Source organism: Pseudoalteromonas sp. GABNS16E, from assembly GCF_028598715.1.
Lineage (GTDB): Bacteria > Pseudomonadota > Gammaproteobacteria > Enterobacterales > Alteromonadaceae > Pseudoalteromonas > Pseudoalteromonas atlantica.
Genome location: NZ_JAQREZ010000007.1, coordinates 18,135 through 38,169, shown reverse-complemented (window position 1 = coordinate 38,169; position 20,035 = coordinate 18,135). Strand labels below are relative to the sequence as shown.

Genomic DNA, 20,035 nt, shown 5'->3' with positions numbered 1-20,035 from the left:
TTTTTTGAACCTATTGGAAAAACACATGTCGTCCCAACAAATTTTGCGTTTATCTAAGCTAAGCCTTATTACTTCACTTGTTTTATCTGGTCATGCATTTGCACAAGAAACTACAACAAATACAGATGACTCATTAGAAAAAATAGCAGTGTATGGCCAGCATCATAAAAACTACATCACAGAAGATGCGCAATCTGCTACAAAATTAGGCCTAACAATCAAAGAAACCCCACAAAGTATTTCTGTTGTTTCTCGCGCTTTAATGGATGATTTTTCACTAGATGATATTAACTCAGTGCTAGAGAGCACCCCCGGTGTAACTGTAGAACAAATAGAAACTGACCGTACTTATTTTAAAGCCCGTGGCTTTGAAATAACAAACTTTCAGGTTGATGGTTTAGGCATCCCACAAAGCTCAGGCTCTATTCAGGGCACTTTAGATACGTCTATTTACGACCGTGTAGAAATTGTACGTGGTGCAAACGGCCTTATGACTGGCGCAGGTAACCCATCTGCAACCGTAAATATGGTATTAAAAAAACCAACTTACATAACTCAAGCGCATGCATCTGCATCGTATGGTTCATGGAACAACAAGCGTTTAGAAGTAGATGTTTCAACGCCAATTAACGACGACCAAGCTGTGCGCGCCGTATTTACCAAGCAAAAAGCGGAGTCATACCTAGATCGTTACGAAACAGATAAAACAATTGCTTATCTTGCTTACGAAGGCAAGCTAACCGACGACACGACATTAAGCATCAACTATGTTAACCAACAAAAAGATGCCGATAGCCCACTTTGGGGCGCACTCCCTCTTTATTACACCGATGGCACAGCAACAAACTACGACGCCTCTACAAGTACGGCATCTGATTGGTCTTACTGGGACAACAGCGCAGAGCAAGTATATGTAACACTTGAGCAAAACCTATCGGCTACGTGGGTTGCAACAGCGCGTTACGCACACATAGAAAACGAGCAAGACTCAGAACTATTTTACGTATATGGCACACCAGATAGCGAAACTGGCCTTGGTTTAACAGGTTACGCAAGCCGTTACGACTACGAAGATAAGCACGATTTATTTGATTTATACGCCAGCGGTAAATTTGATTTATTTGGCCAAGAACACGACCTGTCATTTGGTGTTAGTCAAGCAAAAATGGATTACAACGAGCAGTCGCTTTACGATTACACCACGGGCAACGGCTTCCCAGCAATGCCTTCGCTTGATACGTGGGATGGCGTAGTACCTGAAGCAACCCTTGCTGATGGCTTAAATGGCAGTGACATAGAAAACAAACAGCAATCAGCTTATATGTCTACTCGCATTAAATTAAGCGCTCCGCTAAGTGTGTTAGCAGGTGTACGTTACACTGATTGGGAAACATCGGGCACTGCTTATGGTGTTGAACAAACACGTAACGACAGCGAAGTTATCCCGTATGTGGGGGCTGTGTATGACTTTAATGAATCGCTTTCAGCCTACGCAAGTTACACAGAGACCTTTGTGCCACAAAAAGAGCTTGATATTAATGCTGAGCAATTGGCGCCAATTACAGGTAAAAGTAGCGAAATTGGTTTAAAAGCACAGCTTTTAGACGATCAAGTATTTGTAACCTTTGCTTACTTTGATGCAAAACAAGAAAACCTAGCTGTTGCATTACCTGATTCATTACCAAGCGATACTCGTTATTATGGTGCTGATGGAATCACCAGCGACGGTTTTGAAATTGAATTAAGTGGTAAAGTGACCGAAGATTTAAGTGCAAGCATCAGCTTTAGTAATTTAAGTATTGATGGTGATGATTTAGTTGAAGATTACACGCCAGAGAATCAGCTAAAACTGGCTGCAACTTACCAAGTACCATTTGTTGAAGGCTTAACATTTGGTGCAAATTATCGTTGGCAAGACTCGGTTAGCCGCGTACAAGTTGAAGATGCAACCGGCGCTGCACTTATAACCACGAACCAAGATGCTTACGGTATTCTTGATTTAATGGCTAACTACAAAATTACAGAAAACGTTGGGGTTACTTTTAACGTCAATAACACCACAGATGAAAAATACCTACACAGCCTATACTGGGCTCAAGGTTATTACGGTGCGCCGCGTAACTACGCGCTATCTGTAAACTGGCAGCTATAAGTCGCTTTTTTAAAGTACGGCTTTTAAAATTAAACGGCACTTTTTAGTGCCGTTTTTGTTTTAAGCCCCTTTAAGTTAAAACGCATATCCCCCCTCCTTGCGCTATCTACCTTATGCAAAGTAATTGCAATAGCATGCTTTTATTACGCGCCTCAATTAAAAAGCGAACTTGTTAGCCAGCCTCACTGAAAATATGGCTAAGTGCTATTTAAACTGCATCTATTAAAGCCTGTAAGGTTATAGTTTTAGCGTGCTTTAAACACAAAAAGGCGCTAACCATTGCTGATTAGCGCCTTTTAAAGCTCGGGTCAAATCAAGCTTAGAGAACGTTTACACTTAAAGGTCAGACTCAGCGCCTAATACGTCTTCGCCATCTTCTGGCTCAACCGTTGCTTTTAATAGCAACATATCACGTAACTTACCTTCAATTTCATCTGCAATTTCTACGTTTTCTTTCAAAAACTTAATAGAGTTTGATTTACCTTGGCCTACTTTATTGCCGTTGTAGCTGTACCAAGCACCTGCTTTTTCAACAATTTTGTGCTTAACACCTAAATCAATTAACTCACCTTGTTTAGAAATACCTTCACCATACATAATGATGAATTCAGCTTGTTTAAACGGTGGTGCAACTTTGTTTTTAACTACTTTAACGCGGGTTTCGTTACCGACTACCTCATCGCCTTCTTTAACAGAGCCAATACGACGAATATCAATACGCACTGATGCGTAAAACTTAAGTGCATTACCACCTGTTGTTGTTTCAGGGTTACCAAACATTACACCAATTTTCATACGAATTTGGTTGATGAAAATACATAGCGTATTTGAGCGTTTAATATTACCTGTAAGTTTACGTAGTGCTTGCGACATTAAACGTGCTTGTAAGCCCATATGCGAGTCGCCCATGTCACCTTCAATTTCAGCTTTTGGTGTAAGCGCTGCAACAGAATCGACAATAACAACATCTACAGCACTTGAACGTACTAACATGTCACAAATTTCTAGTGCTTGCTCACCGGTATCTGGCTGAGAAACTAACAGCTCATCAATGTTAACACCTAGCTTTTGTGCGTATACCGGATCAAGAGCATGCTCAGCATCAACAAAGGCACATGTTTTGCCTTCTTTTTGAGCCTGCGCGATAACTTGCAAAGTAAGCGTTGTTTTACCTGAAGACTCTGGGCCATACACTTCAACAATACGCCCCATAGGCAAACCGCCTATGCCTAAAGCAATATCAATCCCAAGTGAACCTGTAGATACAGCATCAATATTTAGGGCTTTGTTATCGCCCAGTTTCATAATTGATCCTTTACCAAATTGACGCTCAATTTGTGATAGTGCAGCGTCCAGCGCTTTTTGTTTATTATCGTTCATTCTGTTCTCCAAATCCGGCTAATGCGAACAAGTATACTGTATGTAATCACAGTATCAAGTGAAATTTATAATTTTATCTTCTCGATAGTACTTTTCAATGCAAATTCAATAGCTTGCATTCTAACTTGTGCTCTATCGCCGTTAAATATTTGCTTAAACGTAAATTGTTCATTGGCAATTTGTATGCAAAACCACACAAAGCCAACTGGTTTGTCGGACGTAGCACCACCTGGCCCTGCAATGCCCGAAATTGCCACTGCAACATCAGCTTTGGCAACGCTTGCGGCACCAAAAGCCATCTCTTTTACTGTTTGCTCACTCACCGCACCAAATTGCTCTAGCGTAGTATTGGCCACATTAAGCAGTTCATGCTTAGCTTCATTACTATAAGTAACAAATGCGCGGCCCAAATAACCTGAACTACCTGGCGTATCTGTAAGCGCATAACTCACTCCGCCACCAGTACATGATTCAGCGGTAGTGATCCATAAGCGTTTATCCGTTAAAATAACGCCCAATTGCGCAGCAAGTGTTTTAATCTCTTGATGTAATTCCATATTCAGCCTTTGGGTAAATACATGTCGTTTGATCTTTATGCACCGCACACTATAAAACAACAAACCCCTATGATGCAGCAGTATCTAAAAATAAAATCAGAGCATCGCGATATTTTATTGTTTTATCGTATGGGGGATTTTTATGAACTCTTTTTTGACGACGCTAAACGCGCGGCCCAACTACTCGATATTTCGCAAACGCATCGCGGTAAAGCCGGCGGCGATCCTATCCCTATGGCGGGTGTCCCTTATCATGCAGTAGAAAACTATTTAGCTCGTTTAGTGCAAATGGGCGAATCGGTTGCTATATGTGAGCAAGTTGGCGATCCTGCAACCAGTAAAGGGCCAGTAGAGCGCAAAGTCGTACGTATCGTTACACCGGGTACTATTTCAGATGAAGCGCTATTGCAAGAACGCCAAGATAACTTACTCACTAGCGTATGGCAAAATAAAAAAGGGCTATACGGTATTGCCTACCTTGATATAAATTCAGGGCGTTTCAACGTAGTTGAAGTTAACACCGACGAAGCATTTACTTCAACCTTACAGCGCTTAGCACCTGCGGAGCTTTTATACTGTGAAAGTTTTGAAAACACACATTTAATTGAGCATATAAAAGGGGCACGGCGACGCCCTGAGTGGGAGTTTGACCTAGACACCGCTCAACACTTACTGTGCGAGCAGTTTGGCACCAAAGATTTAGTTGGTTTTGGTGTAGATAAAGCGCATGCTGCTTTGGTCGCTGCGGGCTGTTTAATGCAATACGTAAAAGATACACAACGTATTGCGCTCCCTCACATTCGCGCTATTACGCTTGAGCATAACGAGCACGCAGTTATATTAGATGCGGCAACGCGCAAAAATTTAGAACTAACCGTTAATTTATCGGGCGGCTTTGAAAACACCTTAGCGCAGGTACTTGATAAAACCGCCACGGCCATGGGGTCGCGTTTACTTAAACGCCGCATTCATACACCTGTGCGTAATAAAAATGAGCTTAACTCACGTTTAAATGCCATTAGCGCTATTTTAGATGTGCAATTATATGGCGAGTTACACGATTCATTAAAAGAAATTGGTGATATAGAGCGCGTAATAGCACGACTTGCTTTATGCACTGCACGCCCGCGCGATTTAACCCGACTGCGCAGTGCCCTACAAGCACTCGCACCACTGCACGCATTATTAAACGATGCTAATGATGAGCGTATCGCTAGCATTGTTCGCCATTCTCCAGAGCTGCCTGAACTACAAGCTTTACTTGAGCGTGCTGTTATTGATAACCCACCAGTACTAATTCGCGATGGGGGCGTTATTGCACCAGGCTACAACAGCGAACTCGATGAATGGCGAAACTTGAGTAAAGGCGCTACCGATATACTTGAGCAACTAGAGCTTAGAGAGCGCGAGCGCACCGGGATCAGCACATTAAAAATTGGCTATAACAAGGTACATGGCTTTTTTATCGAGGTAAGTCGTGCAAACTCACACTTAGTACCTGCTGATTATATTCGCCGCCAAACGCTTAAAAATAATGAACGCTACATAATACCTGAATTAAAAGAGCACGAAGACAAAGTGCTTGGCAGCCAATCAAAAGCTCTTGCGCTTGAAAAACAATTATATGAAGAGCTATTTGAGTTTATAGCCCCGCATATTGAACAGCTTCAAATGATGGCTGGCGCATTAGCTGATTTAGATGTATTGAATAACTTAGCAGAGCGAGCGCACACGCTTAATTATGCTAAACCCCAGCTATGCGATGATGACAATATAAGTATTAAACAAGGTCGCCACCCCGTGGTAGAGCAAGTAATGAAAGAACCTTTTATTGCCAACCCTGTGGAGCTAAATAGCCAGCGTAAAATGTTGATTATCACCGGTCCAAACATGGGTGGTAAATCAACCTATATGCGCCAAACAGCACTTATCGTATTGATGGCGCAAATTGGCTGTTATGTCCCTGCTGATAGTGCAAAAATTGGTAATATTGACCGTATATTTACTCGCATTGGTGCAAGCGACGATTTAGCCTCTGGTCGCTCTACTTTCATGGTAGAAATGACCGAAACTGCCACAATTTTAAATAATGCAACTGCGCAATCTTTGGTATTAATGGATGAAATAGGCAGAGGCACCAGTACCTACGATGGCTTGTCACTTGCTTATGCAACGGCTGATCATCTGGCACAAAAAATATCTGCTAAAACATTATTTGCTACGCACTACTTTGAATTAACGGAACTTGCCGAGCAAAAAACTGGGCTGGTGAATGTGCACTTAGATGCCATAGAGCACAACGACACCATTGCATTTATGCATACTGTGCTTGATGGTGCAGCAAGTAAAAGCTTTGGCTTACAGGTCGCAGCGCTTGCCGGCGTGCCTAAAGCCGTGATATCCCAAGCAAAGCAAAAGCTTAAACTGCTCGAAAACCACCAAAGTGTAACAGCGCCTAATGCTGAGCAGCAGGCGTTTTCATTTGCTAATGAGTTACCTGCCCCTGAGCCTTCAGAGGTTGAGGAGCAGCTCAGTGCCATTGACCCTGATAATCTATCGCCGCGTCAAGCACACGAACTTCTTTATAAATTAAAAGCACTACTTTAAATATAGATAACTTGAGCGATGGTTAAGAGGCTGATAGTACTGTAAATAGTATTTCTTGGGGGTCATAAGACATAAAAAAGCTGAAGGTTTTATCCTTCAGCTTTTAAACACATAGACAGTATAAAAGGGAGTTACTAGAACTGGTCAAACAAACTTTCTGTTCTTAACCCTTCTTGTTGTAAAATATCTTTTAAACGACGTAATGCTTCTACCTGAATTTGTCTTACGCGCTCTCGCGTTAAACCAATTTCACGGCCAACATCTTCAAGTGTTGATGGCTCATAGCCAAGTAAACCAAAGCGACGCGCTAATACTTCACGTTGTTTAGGGTTTAACTCACCTAACCAATCGACAATATGTTTGTTGATATCGTTGTTTTGAACTTCGCCCTCAGGGCCTGCGCTTTTTTCATCGGCAATAATGTCTAACAGTGCGCTGTCGTTCTCACCGCCAATTGGCATATCAACTGAGGCAATTTTTTCGTTTAAGCGTAGCATTTTAGTTACGTCTTCTACGGGTCTACCTAAGCTTTCAGCAATTTCTTCAGCAGTTGGCTCATGGTCTAGCTTTTGTGTCAGCTCGCGTGCTGTACGCAAGTAAACATTTAATTCTTTAACTACATGTATTGGCAGGCGAATGGTGCGCGTTTGATTCATAATGGCGCGTTCAATTGTTTGGCGTATCCACCACGTTGCATAAGTCGAAAATCTAAAACCGCGCTCTGGGTCAAACTTTTCAACAGCGCGAATTAAACCTAGGTTACCTTCTTCAATTAAATCTAGAAGTGCTAATCCTCGGTTGTTATAACGGCGGGCAATTTTTACAACTAAACGTAGGTTACTTTCAATCATACGCTTGCGAGATGCTTCACATCCACGTAGCGATTTGCGGGCAAAAAAGACTTCTTCTTCAGCGCTAAGTAGGGGAGAAAAACCAATTTCTCCTAAATAAAGTTGGGTTGCATCAAGGTTTTTAGTTACTTCCTCTTTTGCAAATATCTCTTCTTCGTTATCAACCTCTTCAAGTAATGCTGCAGTTTCTGCTACTGCGGTGTCATCAAATTTTTCGTCGGTGGTGTTTTTGTCAAGTTTTGCTGCGTTAGCCATAAGCCTTCTCCCGAGCAATTATCAATACCTAAAAATTAGGGAAGGTATTTAGCAGGACTGACAGCTTGCCCACGGTAGCGAATTTCAAAACGAAGCGCAGTGACCGAAGATTCTGACTTGCCCATTTCTGCTATTTTTTGTCCTGCCTTAACTTTCTGCTTTTCTCTAACAAGTAGTTTCGAGTTATGTGCATATGCACTTAGGTAATCATCATTATGTTTCAAAATGATTAAATTACCGTACCCTCGAAGCGCATTACCCGCATACACCACCGTTCCTTGTGCTGCGGCTAAAACTGAAGCCCCTGTACGGTTAGCAATCTGTAAACCCTTGTAACCGTTTTCCTTATTAGAAAAGCGTTTAGTCACTTTGCCCTTTGCAGGCCAAAACCACTTTACTTTACTGCTCGACGAAGATTTAGCATTACTAACTATTTTATTGGCTTGTTTTTGAACATACTCTCGTTGTTTCGGCTGTTCAAGATTTTTCTTTAATTTTTTGTTAGTTTTTTGTTTTATTTTAGTGCGGCTATTTTTTTTATTCTTAACTGTATTAGCTATAGCCATTGTATTACCGGGCTTTACTAATAAAATAATCTGTCCAGGATAAATTATATAAGGTGATGGAATTGAGTTGTTTTTTGCAAGTGTTCTAAAATCTTTGCCTGCACTAAAGGCAATGGAATATAAAGTATCACCCTTTTGTACTGTGTATTTATTGCCATTAATGTTAATGCCTTTTTGGAAATCATTAACACTAGTATTGAGGCTGCTAACAGGAGCAGGATTATGGCGAGATGAACACCCCGAAAGCAAAACAACAATAAATACAATTACATATAATGCGTACTGACTTTTCAAGGTGTTTTGCTCCGAAATTTAAAAAGTACTACTTTTGTTTTTTAGCGTAATAAAAAGTAAGCAACCGCTATTAATATAACTAAACCCCAGCCAAGTACTTCAACATATTGACGTAATTTTTGCTCCATTTTAACCCCACCCCACTTCATTAAAGCAGAAACTAAAAAGAAACGCGCACCACGGCCAACGGCAGACGCTATTAAAAATGGTAAAAATGCCATTTGTAATACCCCTGCACCAATAGTAAATACCTTATAAGGGATAGGTGAAAAGCCCGCTAAAAATACCACCCACACGCCATACTCTTTAAACCATGTAAGCGCTGTTTCAAACTTTTCTTGCCAGTGCATCTGCTCAATAAAGGGCTGTACAACAGGCTCAAATAACCAGTAACCTAAAAAGTAACCTACAATCCCCCCAAGTACTGAAGCAACTGTTGCAAAGCTTGCAAAGCGCCACGCTTTACTTGGCTGAGCAAGCGACATAGGGGCAAGCATTACATCTGGTGGTACCGGAAAAAAAACGGACTCAGCAAAGCTCATGGCTGCTAAATAGCGCTCAGCAAAGCGGTGTTTTGCCCACACTAGGGCCATATCGTATAACTTAGTAAACAATTTCAACGTGAATTCCTATTCAATATCACCAGGGACGAGAGGGACAAACCGAACTGGTGCAATAACATGCTCTGTGAAGCTATCGCCTTGGCGAATAACCATGGTTAATTTTTGTTCTTGCTCTCCAATGGGGGCGAGGAGTACACCGCCATCAGCTAGTTGTGCAAGTAAGTCTTGAGGTACTTTTGATGCGGCCGCGGTAACTATAATACCATTAAACGGGGCCTGCGATTGCCAGCCTTGCCAGCCATCTGCGTGTTTCATGGTTACATTGTATAAATCAAGTTGATGTAAACGGCGTTTAGCCTGCCATTGCAGTGCTTTTATACGCTCGACCGAATACACCTTATTAAAACACTTGGCTAACACTGCGGTTTGATAACCAGAGCCTGTGCCAATTTCTAACACTTTGTCGCGTACGCCAGCCAAATGAAGCAGCTCGGTCATACGCGCCACAATATAAGGCTGCGAAATAGTTTGCCCTTGCCCTATCGGCAACGCCGTGTTTTCGTACGCCTTATGTTTTAGTACATCATCAATAAAGGCATGACGTGGTATATCAGCAATGGCTTTTAATACCTGTTTGTCTTCTACCCCTTCTTGCTCTAATAGCTTAGAAAGCGCAATAGCACTGCGCGAGTAATTAGCCAGCACGGTTTATCTCCATTTCAGCTAACCACTGCCCAACCGCTTCAATACTTTCTTTTGCTGTCATATCAACGCTTAACGGTGTAACTGAAGCATAGCCATTATTAACAGCGTAAAAATCAGTGCCCTCACCGGCATCGCTTTCAATACCAAGCGAGCCATACCAAAAAATATCACGCCCCCATGGGTCAGTTTGTTTGGTCATGGTTTCGGCTTTATGTCGGGCACCTAAACGCGTAACTTGCACCCCTTTTAGCTCACTTAGAGGAATATCGGGTACATTTACGTTGATAATTTGATCTTTAGGCAGTGGGTGCGATGCTAGCCCTTTAATTATATTAACGGTCACAGCTGCTGCGGTTTCAAAGTGCTCACCATGGTGTGAGCAAAGCGACACGGCAATAGCAGGCAAGCCTAAATGGCGCCCTTCGGTCGCCGCTGCCACAGTGCCTGAATACAATGTATCGTCGCCCAAATTAGCGCCGTGGTTAATACCTGCTACGACTAAATCAGGCGTTTCATCTACTAACTGATTAACCCCTAAATGAACACAATCAGTAGGCGTGCCATTAACCGATATAAAGCCGTTTTCAAGCGTGGTAGAGCGCAGTGGATTTATTAACGTTAACGAGTTACTGGCACCACTACAGTTACGATCAGGGGCTACAAGGGTTACATCGGCAATTTGCGTAAGAGCCTGGTATAGAACAGCAATCCCTTTAGCATTTACACCGTCGTCGTTACTTAGCAGTATCTTCATTTTGACTGTCCTTTTCTTTTCGCTCATTAGGGCTTGCATCGGTGTAATCCACCAGCTCACGTAAAAGTGCGGTAGCAAAACACCCTTTAGGCAATCCAAAGCTTAATTTTAAAGTCGTTTCGTCTAGTGTTTCTATGGTTAAATCTTGCGGAATGAGGCGCAGCATACGGCGCTCATTTTTAAGGCCTAATTCGCCTAAGCCCTCACACCATGCTTGGTATGGTTTTAGCCATAATTTTTCTTGTTCAGTTAAGCCCTTTTCGCTTTTACCAACCATAGGAGCCGACATCATAATATCGCCAGAGACTAAACGTGCTATGTTTTCATCGCTTATTGCATCTTCAAAAAATGCGTTACTACCGCTTAGCATAAATACTTCACGGTGCATGGTTTTAGCTAACCCATGCTCTTTAACACGTAAGCTCACTATTTGATTAAATACATGTGAACGGGCAGCGGAGATAATAATACCGCGTAGTTTTTTATCGCGAATGCGCTCGCCGGCAAACATTTTTTCGGCCATAACTAAATTATGCCCATCGCGGCCAAAGCGCTGCTCGCCAAAGTAGTTAGGCACACCCGCACGTACGGCATTAATGCGGCATAAAATATCAAGTGGCTGGGTTACATTACGAAGCGTAATAGTGAATCGGTTTCCTTTGTGGCAACCAGTGCGTAATTTACGCTCGTGGCGCTGTTGCGAAACCACAAAAATGCTGTCGCTATTGAGTTCACTAAAATCAATATGCTTTTTAATGGGTACTTTTACACTAAACCATTGGCTACACACGCCGTGGCGGTCTTTCATGCCAGCATAGCTTACTTCGCGCGGTGACACTCCAGCCTTTTGTGCAATTAACTTGGCCACATATTGCGTGTTTTCACCTTTTTTAACGACCTGTAAGCATACATGCTCACCACCGCCGGTAAATTCTATGCCGAGGTCTTCATCAACCATAAAATCTTCAGCAACGGTTTTAAAGTCTGCTTTTGAAAGCGGTGCACCGTATAGGTAATTTAAATCGCTCATGCGCTTGCTGTACTCTCAGGCGCTTTGCTCATAATAACCACCGCATGGCTAGAAATACCTTCTTTACGCCCTTCAAAGCCGAGCTTTTCGGTGGTGGTCGCTTTAACATTTATTTGTGAAAGCTCGCAATTTAAATCGCTGGCTAAATTAGAGCGCATAGCTTGGATGTGTGGCAACATTTTAGGAGCCTGCGCCACAATAGTGACATCGCCATTGCCCAGTACATAACCTTGCTCTTTGGCAAGGCCTACAACATGGCGAAGTAAAATACGGCTATCTATATTTTCATACTCGCTCGCCGTATCCGGAAAATGCTTACCAATATCGCCCATTGCCAACGCGCCTAAAATAGCATCGCATAATGCATGAATAGCAACATCGCCATCTGAGTGTGCTAAAAAGCCCTGCGGGTAATCTATTTTTTCGCCGCAAATTGTTATTGGGCCTTCGCCACCAAATTTGTGTACGTCAAAACCATGGCCAATTCGAATCATAATGCTTGCTCGTTTTGTTGTTTGTTTAATAAAAACCCCGCTAGGTCTAAATCCTCCGGCGTGGTTATTTTAATATTGTCGCTGCGCCCTGCAATTAGCTTAACGGGTTTATTTGCCCACTCAATGGCACTGGCTTCATCGGTAATAGTTACGCCTTCACAAAGCGCACGTTGCAACGCACTTTTAAGCTCGTCATATTTAAAAAACTGCGGTGTAAGCGCTTGCCATAAATCATCACGAGGCACGGTTTGCTCGCTATGCGTGTTACCACGCTTTATGGTGTCTTTTACCTTGCTTGCTAAAATACCGCCTTCGTCGTCGGCTATACAATGCGCTATTAAGGTTTCAATATCGTTAATAGTAACTAAGGGGCGGGCTGCGTCGTGCACCAGCACCCATTCAGGAGGGTTATTTTCTAAAAATAATAGGCTATTAAGCACTGAGTCTGCTCGCTCTTGCCCGCCGCTGGCGCGTAAAATTCGCGAGTCTATGTGCGCAAGCGAGTCAAAATAAGGGTCGGTTTGACTAACGGCTACAACTACTTGGCTTAAGCTTTGTAATTGCGAAAGCTTACAGAGCGTGTGCTCTAAAATAGTTTTTCCTGCCAATTTAATATACTGCTTAGGTGCACTGTGCTGCATTCTGCTGCCTACGCCGGCAGCGGGTACAATGGCAGCTATTGAATTATTATTTTTCATGTTGTTTGCCCGGTAAAACACGTATAAATGTTTCATCCGGTTTAATCATTCCTAATTCGTTACGAGCGCGCTCTTCTATACCTTCTTGACCAAGCTTTAAATCTTCTATGTCGGCGGTAAGTACTTTATTGCGCTTAATTAGTTTTTCGTTAGTTTGTTGATGAGAAGCCACGGCTGCTTTTAAACGCGTATAGTCTTGCACACCGTTATGACCAAACCAAAGTCGGTATTGTATAAACAGTGCTAAGCACAACAGGCCAAGCTGAAAAAACCGCATTTAACACTCCCTATTCGTTTTTAAATAAAATTAGGCTCGTGGGCGTTTTATATTACGCCAATTAATATTACCCGCTAATAGCATTTCTCTAAGTGAAAGCAACCTAGGTGCGCAGCGTTTTGAAAATTGCCACTGATGCCCGCAACACGCCGCTGTTAAACTCATTTTACTGGGTTTTACCAACTGCGCATTTGCTTGCTCTAGGCCCTTGCCAAAAAAATCAAACCAGCCTAGTTCATTACAGTGCAGTTTATTGTCGCTTACTTGATCTATGCTGTCTATTCTTAGCCTCACTTGGTCATGGCTATTTATTAACACCGGCACTATTAGCCCCACTTGGGCATATTTTTTATAAAAAAGTTCATTTGCCTGAGCGTTAACCTCTGGCGGTGTAGGCTTTTGTTTTTCAAGCCAAGAGCCATTTTGTGAGTCGAGCATAAACGGCGAACTCCCATTGGCAACCAAAGTTGCCGTCCGTTCTATATAATACGGTAAGCTTTTTAATTGGCGGCGTAGTTTATCGGCATTAGGCTCAGCAACTAAGCGCTGTACCTCTCGCTGATAAAACGCATTGCACAATTGTGCATACAGCACTTTTTGCGCATCACTTTGCCATATTTCTTGCTGCTGAGCTGCAAGTGGCTGACTCTTCGCTACCAATAGTTATACTCAAAAAACAATTAGGTAGCTGTTTTATAGCACAATAACGGCTATTTTTTAAGCGCACTAGGCAATTTAAGCGCTTGGCTTTTCACCTAATTTAGCAATGCCGCTTTCTAAAAATTGCACCACGGTATTACGCTTTTTACCAATTAATAAACTGCCATCAGCTAAAAACATAAAGTTTTGCCAATTACGTTTAAATACATCAAAGGTGGCTTCTATAACGTTATCGCGTGCCATACAAAAATAAACAGTGGTATTAGCCTGCCAATCTAAATGATCCAAAATAGCTTGCGGTAAGCTTTCGTCGCCATTTTCCCACGCATCTTCCCAATTTACTTCATCGCTAAAGCTTTCTTCTTTACCGCACCAATCGGTTTTATCAAAAAAATCGGGGTGGTCGAATTCGCGGCTCACCATAGTGCTCCAAAGCACCGCAGCACGTTCGCTGGTCATTGGCTTAATACGCGCAGCGTCTTCTTCAGATACAGGGAGGTCTTTATGACGAAAAACCCAGGCTTTTTTGTGATCATCGAGCGAAATATAATTCATAGTGTTGGTGTATTCTTTGGCATAATAAAAAGCAAACGCAATTATACAAGAGATCAAAACATGACTACAGCAATAAAACCGCTTTCCCTCAAACCAGGCATATATCAACACTACAAAGGCCCACAATACAAAGTATTTTACGTAGCAACACACAGTGAAACCGACGAGCAACTAGTTATATACCAAGCCCTGTATGGCGAGTACGGCATGTGGGCACGCCCACTAAGTATGTTTTTAGAAACCATTGAAAAAGATGGACACACTATTCCACGCTTTGCCTACCTTGGAGCTGCAGATTAACTATGGCATTATAATCACATACAACACTGATCAGACCAGGCGAGGGGAACCCGTGCAATTTAATTCTACCGACAACTACATCGCTAGCAGCTCGCTTAAACAGGCTGTAAATGCCGCTATTATGCTTGAAAAGCCCTTATTAATTAAAGGTGAGCCAGGTACAGGTAAAACCATGCTGGCTGAAGAGCTTGCTAAAAGCTTAGATACCGAGCTTATTCAGTGGCACATTAAATCAACCACCAAAGCGCAGCAAGGTTTGTACGAATACGATGCCGTATCGCGCCTACGCGACAGCCAATTAGGCGATGAGCGCGTACATAATATTGGCAACTACATTGTTAAAGGTAAGCTGTGGCAAGCGTTTAACTACGCTGAACTTAACGGCAAACGCCCAGTGCTTTTAATCGACGAAATAGACAAAGCCGACATCGAGTTCCCAAACGACTTACTACTAGAACTTGATAAAATGGAGTTTCACGTTTACGAAACTAACGAGCGCATTGTAGCGAAAGAACGCCCTATTGTGATCATCACCTCAAACAACGAAAAAGAACTACCAGATGCCTTTTTACGCCGCTGTTTTTTTCACTATATTGATTTTCCAAGCAGCGAAGAAATGCAGCAAATCGTTGATGTGCACTACCCTAACGTTAAACAAGATTTAGTTCGCCAAGCACTCGAAGTATTTTTTAACTTACGTGAAGCCAACGGTCTTAAAAAGAAACCTTCCACCAGCGAATTGCTGGATTGGTTAAAGCTTTTAATGGCCGAAGATATAGACGCTAAAACACTGCACGATAAAGCCCAAAAAGGCGGCTTAATGCCGATGTTTGGCGCACTGCTTAAAAATGAGCAAGACATAAGCCTCATCGAAAAACTTGCGTTTATGAGTCGTCGCTAACATGCTAGTACAGTTTTTCTTCACGCTGCGCAAATACCGCTTACCGGTAAGCTTGCGCGAGCTACTCGATTTAATAAACGCCTTAAAAAAAGGCGTTATATTTGCCGATGTAGATGGCTTTTACCATTTAGCCCGCACCATAATGGTAAAAGACGAAACCCATTTTGACCGGTTCGACAAAGCGTTCAGCGACTACTTTAGCGGTATTGCCGACCTTGATTTGCTTGAAAGTTTAAAGCAACAGCACAACTTACCTAAAGACTGGTTGCGCAAAGAGTTTGAAAAACACCTAAGCGATGAAGAAAAAGCCCAGCTAAAAGCCATGGGCGGGCTCGACGAGCTAATGAAAACCCTAAAAGAGCGTTTACAAGAGCAACAAAAACGCCACGCAGGCGGCAATAAATGGGTGGGCACTGGTGGTACATCACCTTTTGGTGCATACGGCTATAACCCAGAAGGCGTGCGTATAGGGCAAGAGGGTAACCGTAATCGCCAAGCGGTAAAAGTGTGGGATAAGCGCGAATACCGCAATTTAGACTCTGATCGCGAAATTGGCTCTCGTACTATTAAACTCGCCCTTAAAAAATTACGTAAATTTGCCCGCACAGGCGCAAGTGACACCCTTGATTTAAACGAGACCATTCGCGCTACCGCCAAACAAGGCGGCATGCTGGATGTAAAAATGGCACCCGAGCGCCACAATGCCGTTAAAGTATTAATGCTGTTTGATATTGGCGGCTCAATGGATGACTACATTCATACCTGCGAAGAGCTATTTGGCGCAGCCCACAGCGAGTTTAAACATTTAGAGTTTTACTACTTTCATAACTGTTTATACGAGCACGTTTGGCAAGACAATGCGCGTCGCCATTCAAACATCATCGACACCATGACGCTGATTAATAAATTTACCAGCGACTACAAAGTGATATTTGTTGGCGATGCCACTATGGGTCCATACGAAATAGCCTACCCCGGCGGCTCAGTAGAGCACTACAATGAAGAGCCCGGCAGTGCATGGTTGCAACGTATAACAAACCACTTTGATAAAGTCGCCTGGCTCAACCCACAACCGGTTGAACACTGGCCTTACTATCAATCAATTGATTTTATTAAGCAGCTGATGGATAACAGAATGTACCCGCTGAGTTTAGATGGAATAAGTAACGCGATAAAAGAGCTGAGTTAGAATATTAATTTACGAAGGCTTAGAACTAGCAGCGGGGCTCCAGGCGTGAACCTATAACTTTGTTGGGTGACGCCTTTGGCTTAACCAACCTACCTTTAGACGTAGGTCGGATAAGTGGCGAAGCCACGCCATCCGACAAAAATGATGTATTTACCAGAAACAACCCGACTTACTGCGCTAAATATGATCTGTTGAAATTTTAAGCAAGGAAAGGCTGAATAATGATACCTACCCTTATCCTATAAATTATTATTTGTACTCATCTATATAAGGTTATAATATAAGTATATAACCAAAAGGAATATGGTTGTAACAAAAAAGCCTAAGCGATTATAAATCAACTTAGGCTTTCTTTAGGTATTGACCATTTGTAAATTGCTAATGCCATACCCTTTTGCGTGAGAACTAAAGGTTAGCATTAGCACGGTAAAATGGTCAATTAATTTAAACCATTTGACCGAGAGGTGCATCATGCAAATCACGATTAAAATTAGTGAGAAGTTTTTAGCTGATTTAGTAAGGTTAGTTACTTCAGTTTCTCCAATCTTGTTAATCATCAATAACTTTATGTGACAATTAATTAACTGATAAAAAGAAAGGACTCTTTTTATATTTCTACATTATACCTTGTAGCTCAACTGCGCTTTATTCATTTTAAAACATAATAAAAATCGTATTACAGAGTCAAAGCCCTACAACTCAGCTATATGATTCAATGTTTCAGGATGTCGCTGCACAAGCTTTAACAAGGTAATTGCTTGCCCATTCGGTGCACTTCGCCCTTGCTCCCAGTTTTCGAGTGTTCTTGCTGATGTATGTAGAATGTTTGCAAATACACCGCGCGACATATTAAATGTTTCTCGAATATTTACTATTTCATCGGGTGAAATAGCAAGATCGTTAATATCATTTACCGCATGAGTACGTAACGTAAGCTTTCCTTGTGAATGCGCTTTAGCATCATCAAGTGCTGTCGTTAATTCTGAAAATAAATCACGTTTGCTCATTGCGCCATACCTCTAAGAATTCTTTTAATTGCTTTTTCTGATCTGCTGTTAAATCGGTTACTTCGTTTTTACTGTAAATAGTGAGTAGATAAAAACGTCTTTTGTCGTCCAAGTAATAATATATAACTCTTGAACCGCCACGCTTACCTTTTCTTTTGCTCGCAACTCGAACTTTACGTAAGCCGCCTGTTCCTTGAATCACATCGCCCTGTTTTGGGTTAACCATGAGGTCTGCTTGAAATAAACGATATTCGTCATCACTCAAGTACAGCTCTCGGTACTTTTCAAATATGCTTGATTCAACAAATAGGCTTTTCATACATAGAAGTATACGCAGATTGCGTACAAACTCAATTAAAGATTTTAAATGGGCGGCAGCTGGTATCTTTTGCTTTAGCTAAAGCGCTTTACTCATAAACAAACTATACGGTTCTAGCTGATAATCACCGAACGGCTCGCACTCTTTAAAACCAAATTGAGTGTAAAGCTTTTGCGCAGGTAAAAATGCTTTTGCTGTTCCAGTTTCTAGGCTTAACTTTTTATAACCTCGCAGTGTTGCTTGCTCAATAATATGCGTGAGTAACTTAGCGGCTATGCCTTGGCGTAAATAGTTGCTTGAGGTGCGCATTGATTTAATTTCGCCATGCGTTGTATTTAGTGCTTTTAAAGCACCAACACCCGCTAAATTATTATCAATCCATAAGCTATAAAAAATTATATCGGGCTGAGTGAGTTTAGTTACATCCAGCGCATGTACGCTTTCAAGAGGTGAGTGTTTTAGCATATCGTTATGATGCGCTTGTAGTAACTTTATAATGTGTGGGTTTGAAAGCTCGCCTGTTCTAATATCCATTTACACCCCATTTAATCTTTGAATTTAATGCTTTAGGGCTTTAATTAAAGCCCTAAAATAAACAGCTATTTTTAGGCTGCTAGCTTCCACACCACAAACGCAACAGCAAAACCAACTAAGTACACTAAGCCTAACCACGTTAAGCTGCGCAATAGTACGCTGTGTTTAATGGCCGGCTCTGAGCGCACTAAACTAAAGTTAAGCCATGCAAAAACGGGGGTGGTTACAAAAGCAAGTGTCATGGCAAAGGTAAGCATTGGTCCCAGGGCTGATTTAAAAAATAAAATAACGGCCATACCGGCAAAGGCCTGCAGTACTAACCAAATATTTAAACTGTGTTTAGATTGCTTAAAACCAAGTAATTTATGTGACTCGTTAAGTGTACGGGCGTAGCCATCAAGCACGGTGAGTGTAGTGCCAAACATACATAAAAAAGCAATGGCTGATACAAGTGGCCTTGCCCACTCGCCAATAGTCAGTGCGTACATATCAATAAGCTGTTTAGCAAAGGCAACACCGCCAAGCTCAATACTGCTGCTTTGGCCGTATTGCACCAGCACACCTAAGCTAAAAAATACCAATGCTAAACAGGCTGTTAGCCAATAGCCTACGTTAAAATCGAATAAGCCTTGGCTTTTAGTAACCGTTTGCTGAGTTTGTTTTTCTTTGAGCCAAAGCGAACTAAGCGCTGATATTTCTATGGGTGCTGGCATCCAGCCCATTAACGCGACCATAAAGCTCAGCATAGCCAACTCGTAAGGTGATGGGCCAATATAGTCAGCAGGAGCCATTGGGCCGTTACTAAACGCGATAACCAGTGCAATAACAGTAGCAAGCGTTAATAGCCCCATAATGCCTTTAGCAACGCTGTCGAGCGCTTTAAAGTGCCCGAGTAATAAAATAGCTAAACACACGGCCAATAATATCCAACACAGTAGCGTGACTTCTATCACTATTGGCAGTGCATAATGCAGCAAGCTTGCAGTCAGTAATAACACCCCTGCAGTATTAACTATGGCGGCCAGTATATTTAAGCCAATAAAACTATAAAAATAGACAGGGCCTTTATTTTTATAGCCTTCTACTAAACTGTTTTTGGTTGCTAGGGTGTATTCCATACCAAAGCGAAAAAACGGGTACTTTAATACGTTAACAACGAGAATTAGCCAAAACAGTTGCCATCCTAATAGCGCGCCAGCTTGAGTAGATGCAACTAAGTGAGAGCCGCCAATTGCTGCGGTTGCCATTAAAATACCAGGGCCTAATGCGCCCAATCGAGATTTCCAAGAGGTGTGTGTTTGCTGCATTAATTTCTCAAATTATGTGTGTTATTCGCTCTGGTTATTAATTTTCATAATTAATAACACCGAAGGCTGCATAACTTACC

At 42.1% G+C, this 20,035-nt stretch carries 22 protein-coding genes; 5 read left to right on the top strand and 17 right to left on the bottom strand.

The window, feature by feature from the left end; translation table 11 throughout:
* Positions 1-25: 25 nt before the first annotated feature.
* Complete coding sequence (locus PSI06_RS04715) at positions 26-2,152, top strand: TonB-dependent siderophore receptor (RefSeq protein ID WP_004586194.1); 2,127 nt, start codon at positions 26-28, stop codon at positions 2,150-2,152.
* Between the two features lie 336 nt (positions 2,153-2,488).
* Here PSI06_RS04715 and recA read toward each other — a convergent pair whose 3' ends face one another.
* Together recA and PSI06_RS04705 are read right to left on the bottom strand one after the other, a co-directional pair.
* Positions 2,489-3,532: a recombinase RecA gene (gene recA / locus PSI06_RS04710; protein ID WP_004586193.1), complete on the bottom strand. Its 1,044-nt coding sequence runs from the start codon at positions 3,530-3,532 to the stop codon at positions 2,489-2,491.
* 65 nt (positions 3,533-3,597) lie between these two features.
* Positions 3,598-4,089, bottom strand: coding sequence for a CinA family protein (locus PSI06_RS04705; RefSeq protein ID WP_004586192.1), 492 nt, complete (start codon positions 4,087-4,089; stop codon positions 3,598-3,600).
* Between the two features lie 21 nt (positions 4,090-4,110).
* On the opposite strand from PSI06_RS04705, the gene mutS reads away from it, so the two are divergent.
* A complete protein-coding gene (gene mutS, locus PSI06_RS04700; protein WP_004586191.1) occupies positions 4,111-6,696 on the top strand; it encodes a DNA mismatch repair protein MutS in 2,586 nt (861 codons plus the stop codon).
* A gap of 134 nt (positions 6,697-6,830) precedes the next feature.
* On the opposite strand, the gene rpoS is transcribed toward mutS, so the two are convergent.
* The 11 genes from rpoS to PSI06_RS04645 form a co-directional block, all read right to left on the bottom strand.
* Entirely contained in the window at positions 6,831-7,802 is a 972-nt protein-coding gene (gene rpoS, locus PSI06_RS04695; protein WP_273603053.1) for an RNA polymerase sigma factor RpoS, read from the bottom strand.
* 35 nt (positions 7,803-7,837) lie between these two features.
* Positions 7,838-8,662, bottom strand: coding sequence for a peptidoglycan DD-metalloendopeptidase family protein (locus PSI06_RS04690; protein ID WP_273603054.1), 825 nt, complete (start codon positions 8,660-8,662; stop codon positions 7,838-7,840).
* Between the two features lie 41 nt (positions 8,663-8,703).
* Positions 8,704-9,282, bottom strand: a complete 579-nt coding sequence (locus PSI06_RS04685; protein ID WP_004586188.1) for a YqaA family protein — start codon at positions 9,280-9,282, stop codon at positions 8,704-8,706.
* Positions 9,283-9,291: 9 nt separating this feature from the next.
* Positions 9,292-9,930 (bottom strand): protein-L-isoaspartate(D-aspartate) O-methyltransferase, encoded by a 639-nt coding sequence (locus PSI06_RS04680; RefSeq protein ID WP_004586187.1) that lies wholly within the window; start codon positions 9,928-9,930, stop codon positions 9,292-9,294.
* Positions 9,920-10,684 carry a 5'/3'-nucleotidase SurE gene (surE, locus tag PSI06_RS04675; protein WP_004586186.1) on the bottom strand — a complete coding sequence of 255 codons (765 nt, stop codon included), beginning with the start codon at positions 10,682-10,684 and terminating at the stop codon, positions 9,920-9,922. Before surE ends, PSI06_RS04680 begins: the two co-directional genes overlap by 11 nt.
* Positions 10,665-11,714 carry a tRNA pseudouridine(13) synthase TruD gene (gene truD / locus PSI06_RS04670; protein ID WP_004586185.1) on the bottom strand — a complete coding sequence of 350 codons (1,050 nt, stop codon included), beginning with the start codon at positions 11,712-11,714 and terminating at the stop codon, positions 10,665-10,667. Before truD ends, surE begins: the two co-directional genes overlap by 20 nt.
* Positions 11,711-12,208: a 2-C-methyl-D-erythritol 2,4-cyclodiphosphate synthase gene (gene ispF / locus PSI06_RS04665; protein ID WP_004586184.1), complete on the bottom strand. Its 498-nt coding sequence runs from the start codon at positions 12,206-12,208 to the stop codon at positions 11,711-11,713. The genes truD and ispF overlap by 4 nt, the downstream gene beginning before the upstream one ends.
* Positions 12,205-12,906, bottom strand: a complete 702-nt coding sequence (gene ispD, locus PSI06_RS04660) for a 2-C-methyl-D-erythritol 4-phosphate cytidylyltransferase (RefSeq protein WP_273604987.1) — start codon at positions 12,904-12,906, stop codon at positions 12,205-12,207. Before ispD ends, ispF begins: the two co-directional genes overlap by 4 nt.
* Positions 12,896-13,183: a cell division protein FtsB gene (ftsB, locus tag PSI06_RS04655; RefSeq protein WP_004586182.1), complete on the bottom strand. Its 288-nt coding sequence runs from the start codon at positions 13,181-13,183 to the stop codon at positions 12,896-12,898. Before ftsB ends, ispD begins: the two co-directional genes overlap by 11 nt.
* Positions 13,184-13,213: 30 nt before the next feature.
* Positions 13,214-13,843 carry a hypothetical protein gene (locus PSI06_RS04650; RefSeq protein ID WP_273603056.1) on the bottom strand — a complete coding sequence of 210 codons (630 nt, stop codon included), beginning with the start codon at positions 13,841-13,843 and terminating at the stop codon, positions 13,214-13,216.
* A 75-nt stretch (positions 13,844-13,918) separates the two neighbouring features.
* On the bottom strand, positions 13,919-14,398 hold the full coding sequence (locus tag PSI06_RS04645; RefSeq protein ID WP_273603057.1) for a DUF2947 domain-containing protein: 480 nt from the start codon (positions 14,396-14,398) through the stop codon (positions 13,919-13,921).
* Between the two features lie 60 nt (positions 14,399-14,458).
* On the opposite strand from PSI06_RS04645, the gene PSI06_RS04640 reads away from it, so the two are divergent.
* Genes PSI06_RS04640 through PSI06_RS04630 form a run of 3 tightly spaced genes read left to right on the top strand, consistent with a single transcriptional unit; the run spans position 14,459 to position 16,788 of the window.
* Positions 14,459-14,698 carry a DUF1653 domain-containing protein gene (locus tag PSI06_RS04640; RefSeq protein WP_273603058.1) on the top strand — a complete coding sequence of 80 codons (240 nt, stop codon included), beginning with the start codon at positions 14,459-14,461 and terminating at the stop codon, positions 14,696-14,698.
* Positions 14,699-14,750: 52 nt separating this feature from the next.
* Positions 14,751-15,599, top strand: a complete 849-nt coding sequence (locus PSI06_RS04635) for an AAA family ATPase (protein WP_004586178.1) — start codon at positions 14,751-14,753, stop codon at positions 15,597-15,599.
* Position 15,600: 1 nt separating this feature from the next.
* Entirely contained in the window at positions 15,601-16,788 is a 1,188-nt protein-coding gene (locus PSI06_RS04630; RefSeq protein ID WP_273603059.1) for a vWA domain-containing protein, read from the top strand.
* Between the two features lie 692 nt (positions 16,789-17,480).
* Here PSI06_RS04630 and PSI06_RS04625 read toward each other — a convergent pair.
* The 4 genes from PSI06_RS04625 to PSI06_RS04610 all read right to left on the bottom strand — a co-directional run bounded on the left by PSI06_RS04625 (position 17,481) and on the right by PSI06_RS04610 (position 19,955).
* Positions 17,481-17,795: a helix-turn-helix domain-containing protein gene (locus PSI06_RS04625; RefSeq protein WP_004586175.1), complete on the bottom strand. Its 315-nt coding sequence runs from the start codon at positions 17,793-17,795 to the stop codon at positions 17,481-17,483.
* Positions 17,782-18,114, bottom strand: coding sequence for a type II toxin-antitoxin system RelE/ParE family toxin (locus PSI06_RS04620; protein WP_273603060.1), 333 nt, complete (start codon positions 18,112-18,114; stop codon positions 17,782-17,784). The genes PSI06_RS04625 and PSI06_RS04620 overlap by 14 nt, the downstream gene beginning before the upstream one ends.
* A 78-nt stretch (positions 18,115-18,192) precedes the next feature.
* Positions 18,193-18,648, bottom strand: a complete 456-nt coding sequence (locus PSI06_RS04615) for a GNAT family N-acetyltransferase (protein ID WP_273603061.1) — start codon at positions 18,646-18,648, stop codon at positions 18,193-18,195.
* Between the two features lie 71 nt (positions 18,649-18,719).
* Positions 18,720-19,955, bottom strand: coding sequence for an NRAMP family divalent metal transporter (locus PSI06_RS04610; RefSeq protein ID WP_273603062.1), 1,236 nt, complete (start codon positions 19,953-19,955; stop codon positions 18,720-18,722).
* Positions 19,956-20,035 lie beyond the last annotated feature (80 nt).

Coding starts and splice junctions, on each gene's coding strand:
- PSI06_RS04715 (WP_004586194.1), top strand. CDS start 26: ATGTCGTCCCAACAAATTTTGCGTTTATCTAAGCTAAGCCTTATTACT.
- recA (WP_004586193.1), bottom strand. CDS start 3,532: ATGAACGATAATAAACAAAAAGCGCTGGACGCTGCACTATCACAAATT.
- PSI06_RS04705 (WP_004586192.1), bottom strand. CDS start 4,089: ATGGAATTACATCAAGAGATTAAAACACTTGCTGCGCAATTGGGCGTT.
- mutS (WP_004586191.1), top strand. CDS start 4,111: ATGTCGTTTGATCTTTATGCACCGCACACTATAAAACAACAAACCCCT.
- rpoS (WP_273603053.1), bottom strand. CDS start 7,802: ATGGCTAACGCAGCAAAACTTGACAAAAACACCACCGACGAAAAATTT.
- surE (WP_004586186.1), bottom strand. CDS start 10,684: ATGAAGATACTGCTAAGTAACGACGACGGTGTAAATGCTAAAGGGATT.
- truD (WP_004586185.1), bottom strand. CDS start 11,714: ATGAGCGATTTAAATTACCTATACGGTGCACCGCTTTCAAAAGCAGAC.
- ispF (WP_004586184.1), bottom strand. CDS start 12,208: ATGATTCGAATTGGCCATGGTTTTGACGTACACAAATTTGGTGGCGAA.
- ispD (WP_273604987.1), bottom strand. CDS start 12,906: ATGAAAAATAATAATTCAATAGCTGCCATTGTACCCGCTGCCGGCGTA.
- ftsB (WP_004586182.1), bottom strand. CDS start 13,183: ATGCGGTTTTTTCAGCTTGGCCTGTTGTGCTTAGCACTGTTTATACAA.
- PSI06_RS04645 (WP_273603057.1), bottom strand. CDS start 14,398: ATGAATTATATTTCGCTCGATGATCACAAAAAAGCCTGGGTTTTTCGT.
- PSI06_RS04640 (WP_273603058.1), top strand. CDS start 14,459: ATGACTACAGCAATAAAACCGCTTTCCCTCAAACCAGGCATATATCAA.
- PSI06_RS04630 (WP_273603059.1), top strand. CDS start 15,601: ATGCTAGTACAGTTTTTCTTCACGCTGCGCAAATACCGCTTACCGGTA.
- PSI06_RS04625 (WP_004586175.1), bottom strand. CDS start 17,795: ATGAGCAAACGTGATTTATTTTCAGAATTAACGACAGCACTTGATGAT.
- PSI06_RS04620 (WP_273603060.1), bottom strand. CDS start 18,114: ATGAAAAGCCTATTTGTTGAATCAAGCATATTTGAAAAGTACCGAGAG.
- PSI06_RS04615 (WP_273603061.1), bottom strand. CDS start 18,648: ATGGATATTAGAACAGGCGAGCTTTCAAACCCACACATTATAAAGTTA.
- PSI06_RS04610 (WP_273603062.1), bottom strand. CDS start 19,955: ATGCAGCAAACACACACCTCTTGGAAATCTCGATTGGGCGCATTAGGC.